The following is a 19,853-nucleotide window of genomic DNA, read 5'->3' as shown; positions in this document are numbered from 1 at the left end:
GCGGTGGCTTCGAGGCTCGCTCCGCACGCACCCCAACCACCGGTGGGCGAGCATGGGGCCGTGCGCGCCGGCTACCGCTTCGCCTCGACCTGGACGGTGCCGGTCCGCGCGGAGCGGGTGGCCGACCAGCTGCTCGACCTGGCGGCGTACCCCTCCTGGTGGCCGCAGGTGCGGGCGGTGGCCCGGCTCGGACCCGACTCCGCGCGGCTGCTGTGCCGCTCGACGCTGCCCTACACCCTCGACCTGGTGCTCGAAGCCGTCTCGCGCGACCTGCCGACGCTCGAGGTCCGGGTCGCCGGCGACCTCGACGGCTGGGTGCGCTGGACCCTGACGCCGGTCGGGGACCTCACTCGGATGGACCTGCGCCAGGAAGTGACGGTGGGCGGCGTGCTGGCCGTGGCGTCGGTGCCCGCCCGGCCGCTGCTGCGCTGGAACCACCGGCGGATGATGGCCGGCTGCGAGCGCGGGCTGCGGGCCCGGCTCGGCTCCGAGGTCAGCGGTCCGGCTTCGCCTGGGCCCGCTGCTGGTCGATGAAGCGCGTCGCCATCCGGTTCATCAGACCGGGGGAGAAGCGACCGAGGCGCCACGCCGCCCGCGCCTGGACCGGCTCCACCACCAGCGGCCGGTTGGCCGCGACGGCGGTCAGCGCGACGCGGGCGAGGTGGTCGGGGTCGACGGGCCGTCGTACCCCCTGGCCCTTGAGGTAGTAGTCGCGGCCGCGGAAGCGACCGATCTCGCCCTTGTCCAGGATCGGGGTGTCCACCGCCGCCGGGCAGATCGCGGTCACCCCGACGCCGTGGCCGGCGGCCTCGGTGCGCAGCGCGAGCGAGAGCCCGACCACGGCGTGCTTGGTGGTCACGTAGGAGGTCATCAGGCCCGCGGCCATCAGTCCGGCGGCCGAGGCGGTGTTGACGATGTGGCCCCAGCCCTGCCGGATCATCACGGGATAGGCGGCGTGCACGCCGTGCACCACGCCGCGGATGTTGACGTCGATGATCGCGTTCCACTGCTCCAGCGTCAGGTCCTCGGTCTCGCCGAGGAAGGTGATGCCGGCGTTGTTGAACATCAGGTCCAGACGCCCGGCGTCGGCGACGACCGCGTCGACCAGCTCCTGTACGCCGCCGGCGTCGGTGACGTCCACGCCGAACGCGCTCGCCCGGTCGCTGAGGCCGGCCGCGGTGGACTTGGCCGCGGCCTCGTCGAGGTCCGCGCACGCCACGCTCGCCCCGGCCGCGTCGAGCGCCCGGGCCAGGGCGGCCCCGATGCCGGATCCGGCGCCGGTGACGATCGCGGTCCGCCCGGCGTACTCCTCCAGCCGGGCGCTCATGCGAAGGCCTTCGTGACCAGGTCCATCAGGTCGGGGTAGCGCTGCAGGTGGGCCCCGCCGTTGATGTCGAGGGTCTCGCCGGTGATCCAGGCGGCCTCGTCGGAGAGCAGGAAGCGGCAGGCGGCGGCGATCTCCTCGGGGCGGCCGGGCCGGCCCAGCGGGGTGTTGGCGACGTACTCGTCGCGGACGCCGGGGATGTCCATCGCGGGCGCGGTCAGCGGCGTGACCACCAGGCCCGGCGCGACGGCGTTGACCCGCACCCGGCGCGGCCCGAGCTCGAGCGCGGTGACCTCGGTCAACGCGACCACGCCCGCCTTGGCGGCGCAGTACGCCGCCAGGCCGGTGCCCGGCTGGCGGGCGTTCAGCGAGCTCAGCGTGACCAGCGAGCCGCCGTCGGCGACGTGTCGGCCGGCGTGCTTGAGGACGAGGAAGGAGCCGGTGAGGCAGACGTCGACGACCCGGCGCCACTCGCCGGCGTCGTGGTCGACGACGGGGGAGAGGGTGCTCACCCCGGCGCAGTTGACGACCCCGTGGGGCGCGCCGTGGCGCGCGGTGACGTCGGCGAAGAGGGCCTCGACCGCCGCCTCGTCGGTGACGTCCACGGCGACTCCCTGGTGCCCGACGTCGGGCTCGCCGCCCTGGTCCGGAAGCTCCGCGGCGGCCCGCTTCGCGCCGTCGCCGTCGACGTCGCCGACGACGACCAGGTCGCCGCTCGCCGCGAGCAGTCGAGCGGTGGCCAGGCCCAGCCCGGACGCACCGCCGACCACCACGCTGACCCGCCTGCCTGCCGTGCTCATCGCGCCTCCTGAGGGACGTTTGACGCGTGTCAGTTGTCGTTGACACGCGTCTGAAACGGGTTCTAACGTGACGTGCGTCACGTCATCTGTCAAGCGGTTGCCGTGTCAAGAATCGGCGGGCGCTGGCCCGACCCCGGCCTCCAGGAGGACCTCGTGACCGCACCGACCACGGCCATCATCGGAGCCGGCATCAGCGGGCTGACCACGGCCAAGATGTGCGACGACTACGGCGTCCCGTTCGTCGTCTTCGAGGCCTCCGACCGGGTCGGCGGCAACTGGGCGTTCGGCAACCCCAACGGCCACAGCAGCGCCTACCGGTCGCTGCACATCGACACCTCCAAGCACCAGCTGTCCTTCAAGGACTTCCCGATGCCGGAGGAGTACCCCGACTTCCCCCACCACACCCAGATCAAGGACTACCTCGACTCCTACGTCGACGCCTTCGGGATCCGGGACCGGATCGAGTTCGGCAACGGCGTGGTGCACGCGCGACCGCGGCCCGGGGGCGGGTGGGAGCTGGAGACGCAGACCACCGGCGTGCGCACGTTCGACCGGCTGGTGGTGGCGAACGGCCACCACTGGGACCCGCGCTTCGCGGACAAGCCCGGCGACTTCACCGGGCTGACGATGCACTCGCACGCCTACATCGACCCGCGGACGCCGTACGACCTGACGGGGAAGCGGATCCTGATCATCGGCATCGGCAACAGTGCCGCCGACATCGCCGTGGAGCTGTCCAGCAAGACGCTGCAGAACGAGGTGGTGATCTCCACCCGCTCGAGCGCCTGGATCGTGCCGAAGTACTTCGCGGGCAAGCCGGCGGACAAGTACTTCAGGACCTCGCCCCACCTGCCCTACGCCTGGCAGCGCAAGTTCGTGCAGATGATGCAGCCGATGACCGCGGGGCGGCCGGAGGACTACGGGCTGCCCGCGCCGAACCACAAGTTCTTCGAGGCCCACCCGACCCAGTCGGTCGAGCTGCCGCTGCGGCTCGGCTCCGGCGACCTGCGCGCCAAGGGCGACATCGAGCGGTTCGACGGCTCCTGGGTGCACTTCGCCGACGGCACCAGCGAGGAGTTCGACGTCGTGGTGCACGCGACGGGCTACAACATCACCTTCCCGTTCTTCGACCCCGACCTGATCAGCGCGCCGGAGAACCACATCCGGCTGTTCAAGCGGATCTTCAAGCCCGGGGTCGACGACCTCGCCTTCGTGGGCTTCGCGCAGGCCGTGCCGACGCTGTTCCCGTTCGTGGAGTGCCAGACCCGGCTCGTCGCGGCCTGGTTGGTGGGTCGCTACCTGCCCCCGCCGGTCGCCGAGATGGAGCGGGTGATCAGCGAGGACGAGCAGCGCTACACCGCGCACATGGTGCAGCGGCCGCGGCACACCCAGCAGCTGGACTACTTCCTGTACGAGCACGACCTGCGCACCCAGGAGATCCCGGCGGGGGTGCGCCGGGCCGAGGCCGAAGCCGGGGCCGGGGCCGGGGTCGGGGCCGCGGCCGGGGGCCGGGCGGCGCGGCGGTGATGGCCGAACCGCTCGCCGGGGAGCGGGACTGGGCCCGGCTGGTCGACCGGCGCGCCGGGGCCCGGGGCGACGCCCGCCGCGACGCCCTGCTCGGGGCGTTCGACGAGCTGCTCCGCGAGCGGTCGCTGGAGGAGATCAACGTCGCCGAGATCTCCCGGCGCGCGGGCGTGTCCCGCTCGGCGTTCTACTTCTACTTCGAGTCCAAGGCCGTCGCGGTGATGGCGCTGATGGCCGACCTGTACGACGAGGCGTCGGCGACGACCGCGGTGCTGGTCAGCGCCGACGGCGAGCCCGCGGAGCGGATCCGCGGCGTGCTCGAGCGGCTCTTCGACTCCGTCGACCGCACCCCGCACACCTACCGCGCGCTGCTGGAGGCGCGGGCCGCCACCCCCTCCGTCCGGGAGACGTGGGACGCCGGACTGGCCGACTTCGCGGGCCGGGTCGCGGCGATGATCCGGGCCGAGCGGGCCGCCGGGCGGGCGGCGCCGGGAGCCGACGCCGATGCCCTGGCCGCCGTGCTCCTCGACCTCAACAACCACGCGCTGGAGCGCCACGCGCTGGGCAGCGGCCCGCCACGCGCCGCGCACGTGGAGGTGCTGACCAGCATCTGGCTCCGCTCGATCTACGGCACCGAGAGCCCGGCGCCGACGCAGCAGGCCCCGCAGCGACCCGATACCCGGAGGACCCCATGACCCAGACCGCCCTGAGCACCCTCTCCTTCACCTCCGAGGGCGTGACCTGCGCGGCCGACCACTACCCGGCCCGCACCGACGCCCTGGCCACCGCGGCCGGGCGCCCGGTGATGGTGATGGCCCACGGCCTGTCCTGCACCCGCGACACCGGGCTGGCGCCGTTCGCGGAGGCGTTCGCCGACGCCGGCATCGACGTGCTCACGTTCGACTACCGGGGGTTCGGCACCAGCGGCGGCGAGCCGCGCCAGGTGGTCTCGCTGGCCGGCCAGCTGGCCGACCTGCGCGCGGCGATGGCCGCCGCCGCCTCGCTCGAGGGCGTCGATCCGGACCGGATCGTGCTGTGGGGCGACTCGCTCGGGGGCGGTCACGTGATCAGCGCGGCCGTGGACCGCCCCGACGTGGCCGCCGTGGTCGCGGTCGTGCCGATGGTCGACGGGCTCGCCGCGGCCCGGCTCGCCGCCCGGCACCACGCGCCCGGCCAGCTGGTCGGCTCCACGCTCCGCGGCCTCCGCAGCAAGGTGGGCGTCGCCGTCGGCCGGGAGCGGACCATGATCCCGGTCGTCGCCCGGCCCGGCGAGGTCGGCGCGCTGACCGTGTCGGGCGCGCTGGAGGACCTCACCTCGATCGCCGGCCCGACCTGGCGCAACGAGATCGCCGCGGACGTGGTGCTCGAGCTGGGCGGGCGCCAGCCGGCCAAGGACGCTGCGCGACTCACCTGCCCGTGGCTGGTCCAGATCGCCGACTTCGACCGCAGCGCCCCGCCGCACGCGGCCGCCAAGGCGGCGTTCGCCGGGCGTGCGGAGGTGCGGCACTACCCGGGCGACCACTTCGACCTGTTCCCCGGCAAGCCCTGCCACGACGCGGCGGTCCGGCACGCGGTGACCTTCCTGACCCGCCACCTGGCGCCGGCCGGCGACTGACCCACCCGCGAGCCGGGGGTTGGGACCCGTCGAACCGGGGGTGAGGCCGGTCGAGCCGCCGGTTGCGGCCGTGCGGGCCCGGGGCCAGGCTGGAGCGATGGACGAGTACGCCGATCCGCGGGCCGCCCTGCTGCGCTACCTGCGGATGACCCGCGAGGCGCTCTGGTGGAAGCTCGAGGGCCTTGACGAGCGCCAGGTCCGGCTGCCCCACACCCACACGGGCACGAACCTGCTGGGCATCGTCAAGCACGCACTCAACATCGAGGCCGGCTACTTCGGGCCGACGTTCGGTCGGCAGTGGCCGACGCCGGGTGAGCTCGTCCCGTTCGAGCAGTACGTCGAGGATCCCCAGGTGGACCTGTACGCGACCGAGGACGAGACCCGCGACGGCCTGCTCGACCTCGCCGGCCGGGTCGCCGCGTTCGCCGACGAGGCGATCGAGACCCTCCCGCTGGACACGCCCGGTCGGGTGCCGTGGTGGCCGCCCGAGCGCGCCGAGGTCACCCTGCACCGGATCGTGCTGCACGTGATCACCGACCTGTCCCGCCACGCGGGGCACGCCGACGTGATCCGCGAGCAGATCGACGGCTCGGTCGGCATGACGGCCAGCGGGACCAACATCCCCGACGGCGTCGACTGGTCGGCGTACCGGGCGAAGCTGACGCGGATCGCCGAGGGTTTCGGATGAAACCCGGATGGCCGAAGGTGGGGTTGATCAGGCGCGGTAGGCGTCCAGGTTGCCGGCGAGCTCGGCGAACAGCTCCTGGTTGAGGCGGAAGGCCACCCGGACCTCGTCCACCACGCGGTCGCGGTCGGCCGGGCCGAGGGGGAGGGCGTCGAGGGCCGCGCGGTAGGCGTCCTTGTACGGCTTCGGCTTGGCGATCCCGGGGAACTCGAAGAACGCGACGCCGCGGCCCTCGGGCAGGTCGTAGGTCCGCGACAGCAGCCGCCCGATCACCTGGCCGCCGGAGAGGTCACCGAGGTAGCGCGTGTAGTGGTGCGCGACGAGCAGCCCGCCCCAGGAGGAGGCCGCGACCAGGCGCTCGGCGTACGCCGTGGCGGCGGGGGAGTCGACGAGGTCGGGGTCGGTCCCGGGCGCCCAGTGCGCGAGGTCGGCGTCGATCGCGGCGAGGCGCTCCAGCGCCGGGTCGTGCAGCGGCCCCACCAGCGGGTCCGCGGCTAGCTCGCGCGCCGCCTCCTCGAGCGCGGCGTAGACGCGACGCAGCCGCAGCAGCAGGTCGGCGTACGCCTGCGCGGTGAGTCGGCCCTCCAGCAGCTCGGACATGAACGCCGAGTTCTCGGCGGCCTCGTGCTCGGTCCGCGAGCCGTCGCGCATCGCCACGGAGAGGGCGGGCGCGACGTCGCAGGCGGCGAGTGCGGTCATCGGGCGGCCTCCGTGGGGCTCTTGTCGACGGGCTGTCGGGGACGTGGTGCTGGTTCGCGGTGCTCCGAGTGGGTGGAAGACGACGTGCGAGTCGTTCCGGCGCGACACCGGGATGTCGCGTTCGACCGACTGGGCCGGCGCTTTCCACCCACTCGGCGGTCGGGTGTCAGATGCGCGGCACGATCCGGCCGAGCAGGTCGCCCATCCGGCTGGCCGCCGCGCGCCCGGCCTCCATCACCTCGTCGTGGTTGAGCGGCTCGCCGGTGATGCCCGCGGCCATGTTGGTGACCAGGCTGATGCCGAGCACCTCCATCCCGGCCTCGCGGGCGGCGATCGCCTCGAGCGTGGTGCTCATCCCGACCAGGTGGCCGCCGATGATGCCGGCCATCCGCACCTCGGCGGGCGTCTCGTAGTGGGGGCCGGGGAACTGCACGTAGACGCCCTCGTCGAGCGTCGGGTCGACCTCGCGGCACATCTCCCGCAGGCGCGCCGAGTACAGGTCGGTGAGGTCCACGAAGTTGGCGCCGACGATGGGGGAGCGGCCGGTCAGGTTGATGTGGTCGCTGATCAGCACGGGCTGGCCGGGGCTCCAGGTCTCCTTCAGCCCACCGCAGCCGTTGGTCAGCACGATCGCCCGGCAGCCGGCCGCCGCCGCGGTGCGTACGCCGTGCACGACCGCGTCGACGCCCTTGCCCTCGTAGTAGTGGGTGCGGCTGAGGAAGACCAGCAGGTTGCGGTCCCCGGCCGCGATCGAGCGGATCCTGCCGCTGTGCCCGGCGACGGCGGCGGCGCTGAACCCGGGCAGGTCGGTGGTCTCGATCTCCGCTGTCGGCGTGCCGAGGGCGTCCACGGCCGGGAGCCAGCCGGAACCGAGCACGAGCGCCACGTCGTGGCGGGCGATGCCGGTCAGCTCGGCGAGTCGGGCGGCGGCCTGGTCGGCCAGGGCGTACGGCGTCGGCTGCTCGTTCACGGTCCTCGACTCTAGACCCGCGCGGCCCCGGCGGCCACGTCGCGGGTCCGGCCCGGCTGCCGGCCCGGGCACCGCGTCGGGCGCCGGATCAGAGCCCGGTCGAGCGGCAGGGCCGGCGGCGCATCGCGGCCACGTAGTCCGCGGGGGCGTCCGCCGCCTCGGCCGCGTCGGCCAGCACGCCCAGGTAGGAGGCCGAGGGCAGGCCGCCCTCGTAGGCGTCGATGACGTAGGTCCAGGCGACGACCTCGCCGATCAGGGTGGAGACGCGCACCTTCGTCTTGCGGTACAGCCCGGAGTCCGCCGCCTCCCACGTGTCCAGGTCGACCTCGTCGGCCGGCGTGACGTCGTACACGGCGACGAAGACCTGCTCGAGCGGGTCGGGCACGATCGTGGCCAGCGCGCCGTCCCAGCCGTGCTCCTCGCCGCCGAACGTGAGCCGCCAGCCGGTCAGCCAGCCGGTGGTCTGGAGCGGGGAGTGGGGGCAGCGCTCGCTCATCCGGGCGGGATCGAGGTTGGTCCCGTAGGCGGCGTAGGCGGTCACGGCGTCAGGGTAGTGCCCTGGTGTGGCCGTTTGTCGGCGAGGACCCGGACTCCCCGGGCCGCGCCCGGTCGCGGGCCAACTAGGCTGACCCCGTGACCCACTTCGATCTCCTCGTCCTCGGCGCCGGCCCCGGTGGGTACGTCGCCGCGATCCGCGCCGCCCAGCTGGGCAAGTCCGTCGCCGTGATCGAGAAGAAGTACTGGGGCGGTGTCTGCCTCAACGTCGGCTGCATCCCGTCCAAGGCGCTGCTGAAGAACGCTGAGCTGGCGCACACGCTCACCCACGAGAAGGCCAAGTACGGCATCGAGGGTGACGCGACGATGGCGTTCGGCCCGACCCACGCGCGCTCGCGCCAGGTCAGCGCCGGCATCGTCAAGGGCGTCCACTTCCTGATGAAGAAGAACAAGATCACCGAGATCGACGGCTGGGGCACGCTGACCGGCCCGAAGTCGGTCGACGTCACCGGCGACGACGGCTCGGTGACCTCCTACAGCTGCGACAACCTGATCATCGCCACCGGCGCCACGGTCCGCACCGTCCCCGGCGTCGAGGTCAACGGCAAGAACATCGTCAGCTACGAGGAGCAGATCCTCGACGAGAGCCTGCCGGGCTCGGTCATCATCGGCGGCTCCGGCGCGATCGGCGTCGAGTTCGCCTACGTGATGAAGAACTTCGGCGTCGACGTCACCATCGTGGAGTTCCTGGACCGGATGGTCCCCACCGAGGACGCGGCGATCTCCAAGGAGCTGGCCCGGCACTACAAGAAGCTCGGCGTGAAGGTGATGACCTCCACGGCCGTCAAGGGCGTCGAGGACACCGGCAGCGGCGTCAAGGTCCGGGTCGCCCCGGCCGCCGGCGGCGAGGAGCAGGTGCTCGAGGCGGACAAGTTCCTGGCCGCGTTCGGCTTCGCGCCGCGCACCGAGGGCTACGGCCTGGAGGCCACCGGCGTGCAGCTCACCGAGCGCGGCGCGATCGCGATCGACGAGTACTGCCGCACCAACGTCGAGGGCGTCTACGCGATCGGCGACGTCACCGGCAAGATGATGCTGGCCCACGTGGCCGAGGCGATGGGCATCGTCGCCGCCGAGACCATGTCGGGCGCCGAGACGATGCCGGTGGAGTACGACTTCGTGCCGCGCGCGACGTACTGCCAGCCGCAGATCGGCTCCTTCGGCTACAGCGAGCAGCAGGCCAAGGACCTCGGGTACGACGTGAAGACCGCGCAGTTCCCGTTCTCGGCCAACGGCAAGGCGATGGGACTGGGCGAGGGTGTCGGCTTCGTCAAGATCGTGGCCGACGCCGAGCACAACGAGATCCTCGGCGCGCACATGATCGGCCCGGACGTGACCGAGCTGCTGCCCGCGCTGACGCTGGCGCAGAAGTGGGACCTGACCGCCGACGAGATCGGGCGCAACGTCTTCGCGCACCCGACGCTGTCGGAGGCGGTCAAGGAGGCGATCCACGGGATCGCCGGCCACATGATCAACCTCTGACCAGCACCAGATCCATAGAGCCGGGAGGACGCCCCCGATGACCAGCATGCACGCAGAGACCCCGTCGCGGGTGGTCATCATCGGGGGCGGCCCCGGCGGCTACGAGTCCGCGCTGGTCGCGCGCCAGCTCGGCGCCGACGTCACCGTCGTGGACCGTGACGGCCTCGGCGGCTCGGCGGTGCTCACCGACTGCGTGCCGAGCAAGACGCTGATCGCCACCGCCGAGCTGATGGCGGAGATGAACGACGCCCACGAGCTGGGCATCGGGTTCCGCGACGCCGAGGGCGACCCGGCCGCCGCTCGCGTGGACCTGGCCCGGGTCAACGAGCGGGTCAAGCGGCTGGCGGCCGAGCAGTCCGCCGACATCGCCCGCCGGGTCGAGCGCGAGGGCGTCCGGGTGGTGCGCGGCCTCGGCCGCCTCGACGGCCCCGGCACCGTGGTCGCCGCGCTGGCCGACGGCGGCGAGGAGCGGCTGCCGGCCGACGCGGTGCTGGTCGCCACCGGTGCGTCCCCGCGGGTGCTGCCCACGGCCATGCCCGACGGCGAGCGGATCCTCACCTGGGAGCAGGTCTACGACCTCGACGAGGTGCCCAGCGAGCTGATCGTGGTCGGCTCGGGCGTCACCGGGGCCGAGTTCGCCAGCGCCTACCAGGCACTGGGCATCCCGGTCACGCTGGTCTCCTCCCGCGACCGGGTGCTGCCCGGCGAGGACGCGGACGCCGCGCAGGTGCTCGAGGACGTGCTGCGCCGACGCGGCATGAAGGTGCTCTCGCAGTCGCGGATGCAGTCGGTGGCGCGGGAGGGCGACGTGGTTACCGTGACGCTCTCCGACGGCCGCCAGGTGCGGGGCTCGCACTGCATCCTGGCGCTGGGGTCGATCCCCAACACCGCCGATATCGGCCTCGAGGAGGCCGGCGTGATCCTCAAGGACGGCGGCTTCATCAACGTCGACCGCGTCTCGCGCACCTCCGCACGCGGCGTGTACGCCGCCGGGGACTGCACCGGTGTGCTGATGCTCGCCTCGGTGGCGGCGATGCAGGGCCGGATCGCGATGTGGCACTTCCTCGGGGACGCCGTCCAGCCGCTCGACCTGCGCAACGTCGCCTCCAACGTGTTCACCGCCCCGGAGATCGCGACCGTCGGCGCCTCGCAGCGGGCGATCGACGCCGGCGAGATCCAGGCCGAGACGGTGATGCTGCCGCTGCGCGGCAACCCGCGGGCGAAGATGCAAGGGGTCTCCGACGGCTTCGTGAAGCTGTTCTGCCGCCCCGGCATCGGGATCGTGGTCGGTGGCGTGGTGGTCGGCCCGCGTGCCAGCGAGCTGATCCACCCGGTGGCGCTGGCGGTGGCCGAGTCGCTGACGGCCGACCAGCTGGCGCAGGCGTTCACCGTCTACCCGTCCATGAGCGGCTCGGTGGCCGAGGCCGCCCGCCGGCTGCACCAGTTCGGGCCGCCGCACCAGTTCTGAAAGGATGAGGCCATGCGCGTGCACCTCGGCTGCGACCACGCTGGCCTGGAACTGAAGTCCCACCTCATCGAGTGGCTCACCGCCAACGGCTACGAGCCGGTCGACCACGGTCCGTTCGTCTACGACGCCGTCGACGACTATCCGGTCTTCTGCCTGCGGGCGGCCGAGGGCGTCGTCGAGGACCGGACCGCCGGCCTGGACAGCCTCGGTGTGGTGATCGGTGGCTCGGGCAACGGCGAGCAGATCGCGGCCAACAAGGTGAAGGGCGTCCGTGCCGCGCTGGCCTGGTCGGAGCAGACCGCGAGCCTGGCGCGCGAGCACAACGACGCGTGGGTGGTCGCCGTCGGCGGCCGCATGCACACCCTGGACGAGATGACCCGCCTGGTCGAGGTCTTCCTGGCCACGCCGTTCCCCGGCGACGAGCGCCACGTGCGGCGCATCGGCCAGATGGCGGCGTACGAGGATACCGGCGTCCTGCCGCCCCTGCCCGACTCCGCGCTCGACGGCCCGCCTCCGGCAGTCGATGCCTGAGGGCCATACCCTCCACCGTCTCGCCCGCGAGCTCACCGACGTCTTCGGTGGCCGGCGGGTCGTCGTCGGCAGCCCGCAGGGGCGGTTCGCCGACTCCGCGGCTCTGGTCGACGGCGCGACGCTGGTCGACGCGGAGGCCTGGGGCAAGCAGCTCTTCATCCGGTTCGCCGGCGGCGCCGAGGAGCGGTTCGTCCACGTCCACCTCGGCCTCTACGGCACGTTCGCGGTGCACGACGGGGTCGACGACGTGCCGGCGCCCGTGGGCCAGGTGCGGCTGCGGCTGGTGCGGCCGGCAGATCGGACCGGCGCCGCGGCCTACGGCGACCTGCGCGGCGCGACCACCTGCGCCCTGGTGACCGGGGCCGAGCGAGCCGCGGTGGTGGTCCGCTCGGGCCCCGACCCGCTCCGCGAGGACGCCGATCCGGAGCGCGCCTGGGCCCGGATCGGTCGCAGTGCGTCCCCGATCGGCACCCTGCTGATGGACCAATCGGTTCTCGCGGGAGTGGGCAACGTCTACCGAGCGGAGGTCCTTTTCCGGCACCGGATCCATCCGATGCGGCCGGGACGCACGCTTCGGGCCTCACAGTGGCGCGCGATCTGGGACGATTTGGTGGTGCTCATGACCGAGGGTGTGCGCACCGGGCGGATCGACACCGTCCGGCCCGAGCACACGCCCGAGGCGATGGGCAGGCCGCCGCGGGTGGACGACCACGGTGGCGAGGTCTACGTCTACCGGCGGACCGGCCAGGCCTGCCACGTCTGCGGCCGTCCGGTCCGGACCGCCGTGCTGGGCGGGCGCAACCTCTTCTGGTGCCCCGGCTGCCAGCCCACCTTCCGGTCCCGGGCGGGTGTCCGGTGAGCAGCGCGCGATGGCGGCGGATGCTGCGCTCCGAGCGCGGCCTCACCCTCGCGCTGGGTCTGGCCTCGGTCGGCCTGCTGGTCTGCGTCGGACTCCTGCCCGACTCCTTCCCGGTCACGCTGCTGATGGTTCCCCTGCTGCTGGGGATCCTGCTGCTGAGCCGCCGGCGGATGGTGCGGTTCGCCTACTTCACGGTGCTGTGCCTGACCGCCGCGACGATCCTGCAGAGCAGCTACGAGGTCCGCGTGGTGTCGGCCTTGGCGGTGATGTACGCCGTCTGCCTGGCGGTGATCATCACCGGACGGCGGGCGACGCTGGGCGTCGGCCGGCTGCAGGGGGAGTCGATGCTGGTCGACCTGCGCGACCGGATCCTCGCCCAGGCCGAGCTGCCGCCGCTGCCGGCGCCCTGGCAGGTCGAGTCGGCGCTCTCCTCGGCCGGTGGCTCGCCGTTCGCCGGTGACTTCGTGGTCGCGACCCGGCGCCACCAGGGCCGCAGCCTGGAGGTGGTGGTCGTCGACGTCTCCGGCAAGGGGGAGCAGGCCGGCACGCGCGCGCTGCAGCTGTCCGGGGCGATGAGCGGCCTGATCGGTGCGCTGCCCCCGGCCGAGTTCCTGCCCGCCGCCAACGAGTACCTGCTGCAGCGGGAGTGGGAGGAGGGGTTCGCCACCGCCGTGCACCTCTCCCTGAACCTGGAGTCCGGGCGGTTCGAGGTCCGCACCGCGGGGCATCCGCCGGCGGTGCAACGGCACGCCGGGTCGGGACGCTGGGAGCCGCTGCGCAGCGAGGGCCCGGTGCTCGGCCTGGTCCCCGACGTCGAGTACGACGCCATCGGCGGCCGACTGGACCCGGGGGACGCGCTGCTGCTCTACACCGACGGCATGGTCGAGCGGCCCAGCCGCGACATCGAGCTCGGGATCGACGCGATGATGGGCGCCGCCGAGCGGCTCGTGATCAGGTCCTGGGACCGGCTGGCCGAACGGCTGGTCTCCTCGGTGGGCTCGCCCGACGACGACCGTGCTCTCCTGCTGGTCCACCACCAGCTGCGCTGAACGCGAGCGCCCCGTCGGGCCTCGGTGTCCAGGGTGGCCGCCGGTTGGGGACGGCGCCCCCGGTTGTGGCACCATGGCTCCCGCATCATGGGCTCGCTCATGACGCGGGGATGTAGCTCAATGGTAGAGCCTCAGTCTTCCAAACTGATTACGCGGGTTCGATTCCCGTCATCCCCTCTCAGAGGGGCCACCCGCGGTCCCTCTGGCGGGGCGTAGCGTAGTGGCTAGCGCGCCTGCTTTGGGAGCAGGAGACCGCAGGTTCGAGTCCTGTCGCCCCGACGCGGACGACGCCCGATCGCCCCGCAGCACCCACCCCGATCAGTAGGAGAACCACCTGTGAAGAGCGCCGTCGAGACCTTGAGCCCGACCCGGGCCAAGCTGACCGTCGAGGTGCCCTTCGAGGAGCTCAAGCCGAGCCTCGACGCGGCGTACAAGAAGATCGCGAAGCAGATCAACATCCCCGGCTTCCGTCGCGGCAAGGTTCCGCCGCAGGTGATCGACCGTCAGGTCGGCCGCGGTGTGGTCCTCGACGAGGCGATCAACGAGGTGCTTCCCAAGGCCTACACCGAGGCCCTCCAGTCCAACGACCTCACCCCGCTCGCCCAGCCGGAGATCGAGGTGACCAAGTTCGAGGACAACGACGGCCTCGAGTTCACCGCCGAGGTCGACGTCAAGCCCGAGATCGTGGTGCCGGAGTACGACGGCGTCGAGGCCGAGGTCGAGGACCTCGAGGTCACCGACGAGGACGTCGCCGAGCAGGTCGAGGCGCTGCGCGCCCGGTTCGGCACCCTCAGTGACGTCGAGCGCCCCGTCGCCACCGACGACTTCGTCGTGATCGACCTCGCCGCGACCCAGGACGGCGAGGCCGTCGAGGGCGCCGAGGTCAGCGACTTCTCGTACCAGGTCGGCAAGGGCGGCATGATCGACGGCCTCGACGAGGCCCTCGCCGGCCTCTCGGCCGGCGACTCCACCACCTTCACCACGCAGCTCGTCAGCGGCGACCTGGTGGGCCAGGACGTCGAGGTCGCCGTGACCGTCAAGCAGGTCCAGGAGCAGGAGCTCCCGGAGCTGGACGACGACTTCGCCAAGGACGCCTCCGAGTTCGACACGCTCGAGGAGCTGACCGCCGACGTGCGCGAGCGCCTCTCCCGCGGCAAGCGCCTGGAGCAGGCCTCGGCCGCCCGTGACGCCGTGCTCGAGGTGCTGCTGGAGAAGGTCGAGATCCCGCTGCCGGAGAGCATGGTCGCCGAGGAGCTCACCGCTCGCCGCCAGAGCGTCGAGCAGCAGCTCGGGTTCGCCGGCATCACCCTGGAGAAGTACCTCGAGGACGAGGGGCAGACCCAGGAGGAGTTCGAGGCCGACCTCGAGCGCCGTGTCCGTGACGCCGTCGCCGCGCAGTTCCTGCTCGACGAGATCGCCGTCAAGGAGGAGATCGGCGTCGACCAGAACGAGCTGACCCAGCACATGATCCGCCGGGCGCAGCAGTCCGGCCAGGACCCGCAGCAGTTCGTCAACCACATGCTCGAGCACAACCACGTGCCGGAGCTGGTCGCCGAGATCCGCCGCGGCAAGGCGCTCGCGCTGATCGTCGAGGGCGCGACCGTCAAGGACGCCTCCGGCAACCTGGTGGAGCTGAAGAACCTGCTGCCCGACGGCACCATCGGTGAGCCCACCGAGGAGTCCGCCGAGGAGTCCGCCGAGGCCTGAGCCCCGGTCCAGCCCGCACGACGGCACCGTTCCCCCTGGGGAGCGGTGCCGTCGTCGTTGTTCAGGGCCCCGGCGGTCGGCCCGCGATTCACGGTGTACAGGTGTGCACTGGAGGTTCTACGCTGACGGCATGCCCGTGCCCGGACCGCGCACCACCGACGCCGTCTCCCTGCTGAGCGAGGTCGCCGGTGACCTGGCCGTCGCCGGGGCCCGGGACGCCCACCTGGCCTGGCTGCGCCGGATCCACGGTGTGGCTGACCAGCTCGGCGTACCGGTCTCGCGCCTGGTGGGCCTCGCGCACACCGGCGTCGCGACGGCGGCCTACGGCGGCGCCGGGCTCGGCCTGCGTGCCTGCTCGGTGGGGTTCGACCGGGCCGCGGCCGCCGGCCTCGGTGCCCCGCTCGAGGCGAGCGCCCGCGGCCGGTTCGTGACCGCCGCCGTCAACGGCCTGATCGGCGACCGTCTGCTGGCGGAGCGCCCCCGGTGGGCGATCCCGATCGCGGTACGCGCCGGGGGACGCGACGTGGCGCCGGAGGCCGCGGACCTCGCCCGGGCCTACCCGGACGCGCCCGGTCGGCTGGCCGTCTTCGTGCACGGCCTGTGCGAGAGCGAGACGTTCTGGGAGATCGGCCGCGAGCGCACCGGGACGACCTACCCCGAGGCGGTCGCCGGTCTCGGCTGGGCGGCGCTCCCGCTGCGCGTCAACACCGGCCTCCCGCTGCGGGCGAACGGCGTCGACCTCGCCTCGCTGCTGGACCGCCTCGTCGCCTCCTGGCCGGTGCCGGTGACCCGGATCGCGTTGGTCGGACACTCGATGGGCGGCCTGGTGATCCGGGCGGCCACCGCCGTCTCGACGAAGGGCGCCGGGGCCACCGGGTGGAGCTCCCTGGTCAGCGACGTGATCACGCTCGGCACGCCGCACCTCGGGGCGCCGATCGCCAGCGGCTTCGACCGCGGCGACGCGGCGTTCGGCGGGCTACCCGAGGCCGCCGCGCTGGCGCGGTTCGTGGCGATGCGGTCGGCCGGGGTCCGCGACCTCGCGGCGGGGCTGGATGAGGAGGTGCCGCCGTTGCCGCACGCGCGCTACCGACTGGTCCTGGCGACGCTCACCGCCTCGCCGCGCCACCCGCTCGGCCACGTCCTCGGCGACCTCCTGGTCCGCCCCGGGTCGGCGCGCGGACGGGACCGGGGCGGCCGCGAGCTGTTCCCCGGGGCCGAGGTGCTGCACCTGGGCCGCACCGGCCACTTCGGCCTGCTCAACCACCCCGAGGCTCACGACGCACTGCGCCGGTGGCTGGCGTGACGCGACGCGTCGCCGGCATGCCGCCCGTCCGCGATCTCCCGGCGGCGGTCGCGGCCCTGTGACACCCTGTCGCGGTGACCGGCCTCGACGCCCGCCCGCGTGACGCCCCCGCGCGCCGCCCCGCGACCCTGCTGTGCGCCGGCGCGGCGATCGTGGTCGGGGCGCTGCTGGTGCTCTACGGCGCGATGCTGGTCCACTGGACGAACGAGGACCCGTCGGGGGACCCGCTGGTCGGCATCGGCTACCTCCTCGCGGGCGTGGCCGGCATCCCGGGGGCCGTCGGCCTGCTGCTGGCCGCCGGCGGGGCGGCGCTGTCCCGCCGTACCGCCGGGCTCGTGCTGGCCGTCCTGGCGCTCGCCACGGTGCTGGTCCCGATCCTCCTGGTCGCCTGGCTGCTGATCATCAACGTCTGATCGGCGCCCGTCGCGCACGCGGAATCCGCTGTCGGCGAACAGCGGGGTCGATCGCGTGGATCCGACGGGGGTGGCGGCTAGGGTCGCCCTGTGACTGCGATTCCCGAGACGGCCCGGCCCCAGATGAACGGTGGGGCGGGCCTCAACCTGCTCGACGACAACATCTACAGTCGGCTGCTCCGCGAGCGGATCGTGTTCCTCGGCTCCGAGGTCCGCGACCAGAACGCCAACGCCATCTGCGCCCAGCTGCTGCTGCTCTCCGCTGAGGACCCCGAGGCGGACATCTTCCTGCACATCAACAGCCCGGGTGGCTCGGTGGACGCCGGCATGGCGATCTACGACACCATGAACTACATCCCCAACGACGTGGCCACGGTCGGCATGGGCCTGGCCGCCTCGATGGGCCAGTTCCTGCTCTGCGCCGGCGCCAAGGGCAAGCGCTACGCCCTGCCGCACGCGCGGATCATGATGCACCAGCCCTCCTCGGGCATGGGCGGCTCCGCCTCGGACATCAAGATCCAGGCGCAGCAGTCCCTGCACATCAAGAAGGTGCTGCTCGACCTCATCGCCCAGCACACGGGTCAGACCGTGGAGCAGGTGACCGAGGACGCCGACCGCGACCGCTGGTTCACCGCGCAGGAGGCTCTCGAGTACGGCCTGGTCGACCAGGTCATCAGCAGCGCCCTCCAGGCGTCCAGCGAGGGCCGTCCGGCCCACAAGAAGGCCTGAGGAGGTCCCCGGACATGAACTACTACATCCCGCAGTGGGAAGAGCGCACCTCCTACGGCTTCCGTCGGATCGACCCCTACGCCAAGCTGTTCGAGGACCGGATCATCTACCTCGGCACGCCGATCTCCGACGACGTCGCCAACGCCGTGATCGCGCAGCTGCTGTGCCTGCAGTCGATGAACCCCGACCAGGACATCAGCATCTACATCAACTCCCCGGGTGGCTCGTTCACCGCGCTGACCGCGATCTACGACACCATCCAGTTCATCAAGCCCGACGTGCAGACGGTGTGCATCGGCCAGGCCGCTTCGGCCGCCGCGATCCTCCTCGCGGCCGGTGCGCGGGGCAAGCGGCTGGCGCTGCCCAACAGTCGGATCCTGATCCACCAGCCCTACACCGAAGGGACCTTCGGCCAGACCTCGGACATCGAGATCCAGGCCAACGAGATCCTCCGGATGCGCGAGCTGCTGGAGAAGATGATCAGCGACCACAGCGGCAAGCCGATCGACGAGGTCAGCAAGGACATCGAGCGGGACAAGATCCTCACCGCCGACCAGGCCATCGAGTACGGCCTGATCGACTCGGTGCTCGCCTCGCTGAAGACCCCCGCGCTGGCCTGAGCGGCCTCGCACACCAAGATTCATGACGACCCCGACGTACCCCTCGTGTCTGCCCCCGGTTCCGGGGGCGGCGGGGGTACCGTCGGGGAGTTCACACCAGAGGAGGACCGTCCGTGGCGCGCATCGGTGACGGAGGCGATCTGCTGAAGTGCTCTTTCTGCGGGAAGAGCCAGAAGCAGGTGAAGAAGCTCATCGCCGGCCCCGGCGTCTACATCTGCGATGAGTGCATCGACCTGTGCAACGAGATCATCGAGGAGGAGCTCGCCGAGGGCTCCGAGGTCGAGCTCGCGGAGCTGCCGAAGCCCAAGGAGATCTTCGAGTTCCTGAACTCGTACGTGATCGGGCAGGAGCAGGCGAAGAAGTCGCTGGCGGTGGCGGTCTACAACCACTACAAGCGCGTCCAGGCGGGGGTGCAGCCGGTCAGCGGCAAGCACAGCAAGGACGAGATGGTGGAGGTCGCCAAGTCCAACATCCTGGTGATCGGCCCGACCGGCTGCGGCAAGACCTACCTGGCGCAGACCCTGGCCCGGATGCTCAACGTCCCGTTCGCGATCGCTGACGCCACCGCGCTGACCGAGGCCGGCTACGTCGGCGAGGACGTCGAGAACATCCTGCTCAAGCTGATCCAGGCGGCGGACTACGACGTCAAGAAGGCCGAGACCGGGATCATCTACATCGACGAGATCGACAAGGTGGCCCGCAAGGCCGAGAACCCGTCGATCACCCGGGACGTCTCCGGCGAGGGCGTCCAGCAGGCGCTGCTGAAGATCATCGAGGGCACCACCGCCTCGGTGCCGCCGCAGGGCGGTCGCAAGCACCCGCACCAGGAGTTCATCCAGATCGACACCACGAACATCCTGTTCGTGGTCGGCGGTGCGTTCGCCGGTCTGGAGCACATCATCGAGCAGCGGGTCGGCAAGAAGTCGCTGGGCTTCACCGCCGAGGTGAAGACGCAGGCCGACCGCGAGGCCGAGGACCTGCTGCAGCTGGTGCGTCCCGAGGACCTGACCAAGTTCGGTCTGATCCCCGAGTTCATCGGCCGCCTCCCGCTGATCGCCAGCGTGAACAAGCTCGACCGGCCGGCGCTGGTGCAGATCCTCACCGAGCCCCGCAACGCGCTGGTCAAGCAGTACCGCAAGCTCTTCGAGCTCGACGGCGTGGAGCTGGAGTTCACCGACGACGCCGTCGAGGCGATCGCCGACAAGGCGATGGAGCGCGGCACGGGCGCTCGCGGCCTGCGCGCCATCATCGAGGAGGTACTGCTCCACGTGATGTACGACGTCCCCTCGCGCGGCGATGTCGAGAAGGTCGTGGTCACCCGCGAGGTGGTCGACGACGACGTGGCGCCGACCCTGGTGCTGCGCGAGACCAAGAAGAAGAAGTCCGCCTGAGCCGCTGAGGGCGGCGGGCGACCACGAAGGGCCCGGTCCGGGGAGTGCGCTCCCGGGACCGGGCCCTTCGTCATGCGCCGCGAAGCCTGCCCGAGCCGGGGGTTGGGCACCACCGACCCGGGCCTGAGGCAC

At 72.2% G+C, this 19,853-nt stretch carries 21 protein-coding genes and 2 tRNA genes; 18 read left to right on the top strand and 5 right to left on the bottom strand.

Annotated elements, in window-relative coordinates; genetic code table 11:
• The first annotated feature begins 60 nt into the window (after positions 1–60).
• The gene (locus E8D34_RS10985; RefSeq protein WP_136594679.1) at positions 61–534 is read left to right on the top strand and encodes an SRPBCC family protein; all 474 of its coding nucleotides are present in this window, start codon (positions 61–63) and stop codon (positions 532–534) included.
• Here the strand turns inward: E8D34_RS10985 and E8D34_RS10980 are convergent.
• Complete coding sequence (locus E8D34_RS10980; protein ID WP_136594678.1) at positions 494–1,327, bottom strand: SDR family NAD(P)-dependent oxidoreductase; 834 nt, start codon at positions 1,325–1,327, stop codon at positions 494–496. The two genes, E8D34_RS10985 and E8D34_RS10980, sit on opposite strands and share 41 nt — an antisense overlap.
• Entirely contained in the window at positions 1,324–2,124 is an 801-nt protein-coding gene (locus E8D34_RS10975; protein ID WP_136594677.1) for an SDR family NAD(P)-dependent oxidoreductase, read from the bottom strand. The genes E8D34_RS10980 and E8D34_RS10975 overlap by 4 nt, the downstream gene beginning before the upstream one ends.
• A gap of 153 nt (positions 2,125–2,277) precedes the next feature.
• Here E8D34_RS10975 and E8D34_RS10970 point away from each other — a divergent pair, with 153 nt between their 5' ends.
• The 4 genes from E8D34_RS10970 to E8D34_RS10955 all read left to right on the top strand — a co-directional run bounded on the left by E8D34_RS10970 (position 2,278) and on the right by E8D34_RS10955 (position 5,951).
• Positions 2,278–3,651 carry an NAD(P)-binding domain-containing protein gene (locus tag E8D34_RS10970; RefSeq protein ID WP_136594676.1) on the top strand — a complete coding sequence of 458 codons (1,374 nt, stop codon included), beginning with the start codon at positions 2,278–2,280 and terminating at the stop codon, positions 3,649–3,651.
• Positions 3,651–4,343 (top strand): TetR/AcrR family transcriptional regulator, encoded by a 693-nt coding sequence (locus E8D34_RS10965; protein ID WP_136594675.1) that lies wholly within the window; start codon positions 3,651–3,653, stop codon positions 4,341–4,343. The genes E8D34_RS10970 and E8D34_RS10965 overlap by 1 nt, the downstream gene beginning before the upstream one ends.
• Positions 4,340–5,263: an alpha/beta hydrolase gene (locus E8D34_RS10960; protein ID WP_136594674.1), complete on the top strand. Its 924-nt coding sequence runs from the start codon at positions 4,340–4,342 to the stop codon at positions 5,261–5,263. The genes E8D34_RS10965 and E8D34_RS10960 overlap by 4 nt, the downstream gene beginning before the upstream one ends.
• Before the next feature lie 97 nt (positions 5,264–5,360).
• Complete coding sequence (locus E8D34_RS10955) at positions 5,361–5,951, top strand: DinB family protein (RefSeq protein WP_136594673.1); 591 nt, start codon at positions 5,361–5,363, stop codon at positions 5,949–5,951.
• 27 nt (positions 5,952–5,978) lie between these two features.
• Here E8D34_RS10955 and E8D34_RS10950 read toward each other — a convergent pair whose 3' ends face one another.
• The 3 genes from E8D34_RS10950 to E8D34_RS10940 form a co-directional block, all read right to left on the bottom strand.
• On the bottom strand, positions 5,979–6,647 hold the full coding sequence (locus E8D34_RS10950) for a biliverdin-producing heme oxygenase (RefSeq protein WP_136594672.1): 669 nt from the start codon (positions 6,645–6,647) through the stop codon (positions 5,979–5,981).
• Between the two features lie 166 nt (positions 6,648–6,813).
• Positions 6,814–7,617: a purine-nucleoside phosphorylase gene (locus E8D34_RS10945; RefSeq protein WP_136594671.1), complete on the bottom strand. Its 804-nt coding sequence runs from the start codon at positions 7,615–7,617 to the stop codon at positions 6,814–6,816.
• An 88-nt stretch (positions 7,618–7,705) separates the two neighbouring features.
• Positions 7,706–8,158: a gamma-glutamylcyclotransferase family protein gene (locus E8D34_RS10940; protein ID WP_136594670.1), complete on the bottom strand. Its 453-nt coding sequence runs from the start codon at positions 8,156–8,158 to the stop codon at positions 7,706–7,708.
• Positions 8,159–8,250: 92 nt separating this feature from the next.
• On the opposite strand from E8D34_RS10940, the gene lpdA reads away from it, so the two are divergent.
• The 13 genes from lpdA to clpX all read left to right on the top strand — a co-directional run bounded on the left by lpdA (position 8,251) and on the right by clpX (position 19,721).
• Positions 8,251–9,651 carry a dihydrolipoyl dehydrogenase gene (lpdA, locus tag E8D34_RS10935; RefSeq protein ID WP_136594669.1) on the top strand — a complete coding sequence of 467 codons (1,401 nt, stop codon included), beginning with the start codon at positions 8,251–8,253 and terminating at the stop codon, positions 9,649–9,651.
• Positions 9,652–9,697: 46 nt separating this feature from the next.
• Positions 9,698–11,119, top strand: coding sequence for an NAD(P)H-quinone dehydrogenase (locus E8D34_RS10930; protein WP_136594744.1), 1,422 nt, complete (start codon positions 9,698–9,700; stop codon positions 11,117–11,119).
• Positions 11,120–11,131: 12 nt separating this feature from the next.
• On the top strand, positions 11,132–11,650 hold the full coding sequence (locus E8D34_RS10925; protein ID WP_136594668.1) for a ribose-5-phosphate isomerase: 519 nt from the start codon (positions 11,132–11,134) through the stop codon (positions 11,648–11,650).
• On the top strand, positions 11,643–12,509 hold the full coding sequence (locus tag E8D34_RS10920) for a DNA-formamidopyrimidine glycosylase family protein (protein ID WP_136594667.1): 867 nt from the start codon (positions 11,643–11,645) through the stop codon (positions 12,507–12,509). The genes E8D34_RS10925 and E8D34_RS10920 overlap by 8 nt, the downstream gene beginning before the upstream one ends.
• Positions 12,506–13,558: a PP2C family protein-serine/threonine phosphatase gene (locus E8D34_RS10915; RefSeq protein WP_136594666.1), complete on the top strand. Its 1,053-nt coding sequence runs from the start codon at positions 12,506–12,508 to the stop codon at positions 13,556–13,558. The genes E8D34_RS10920 and E8D34_RS10915 overlap by 4 nt, the downstream gene beginning before the upstream one ends.
• Before the next feature lie 106 nt (positions 13,559–13,664).
• Positions 13,665–13,735, top strand: a tRNA-Gly gene (locus E8D34_RS10910).
• A gap of 29 nt (positions 13,736–13,764) precedes the next feature.
• Positions 13,765–13,837, top strand: a tRNA-Pro gene (locus tag E8D34_RS10905).
• Between the two features lie 57 nt (positions 13,838–13,894).
• Positions 13,895–15,265, top strand: coding sequence for a trigger factor (tig, locus tag E8D34_RS10900; RefSeq protein WP_136594665.1), 1,371 nt, complete (start codon positions 13,895–13,897; stop codon positions 15,263–15,265).
• Between the two features lie 130 nt (positions 15,266–15,395).
• Positions 15,396–16,568, top strand: a complete 1,173-nt coding sequence (locus tag E8D34_RS10895) for an alpha/beta hydrolase (RefSeq protein ID WP_136594664.1) — start codon at positions 15,396–15,398, stop codon at positions 16,566–16,568.
• Between the two features lie 74 nt (positions 16,569–16,642).
• Positions 16,643–16,981: a hypothetical protein gene (locus tag E8D34_RS10890; protein WP_136594663.1), complete on the top strand. Its 339-nt coding sequence runs from the start codon at positions 16,643–16,645 to the stop codon at positions 16,979–16,981.
• 123 nt (positions 16,982–17,104) lie between these two features.
• Positions 17,105–17,710 carry an ATP-dependent Clp protease proteolytic subunit gene (locus E8D34_RS10885; RefSeq protein ID WP_136594743.1) on the top strand — a complete coding sequence of 202 codons (606 nt, stop codon included), beginning with the start codon at positions 17,105–17,107 and terminating at the stop codon, positions 17,708–17,710.
• 14 nt (positions 17,711–17,724) lie between these two features.
• Positions 17,725–18,330 (top strand): ATP-dependent Clp protease proteolytic subunit, encoded by a 606-nt coding sequence (locus E8D34_RS10880; RefSeq protein ID WP_136594662.1) that lies wholly within the window; start codon positions 17,725–17,727, stop codon positions 18,328–18,330.
• 113 nt (positions 18,331–18,443) lie between these two features.
• Entirely contained in the window at positions 18,444–19,721 is a 1,278-nt protein-coding gene (gene clpX, locus E8D34_RS10875; RefSeq protein WP_136594661.1) for an ATP-dependent Clp protease ATP-binding subunit ClpX, read from the top strand.
• Positions 19,722–19,853: the final 132 nt, after the last annotated feature.

It is taken from the genome of Nocardioides sp. GY 10113 (assembly GCF_004919105.1).
Lineage (GTDB): Bacteria > Actinomycetota > Actinomycetes > Propionibacteriales > Nocardioidaceae > Nocardioides.
This window is presented reverse-complemented; position numbering and strand designations above follow the sequence as displayed.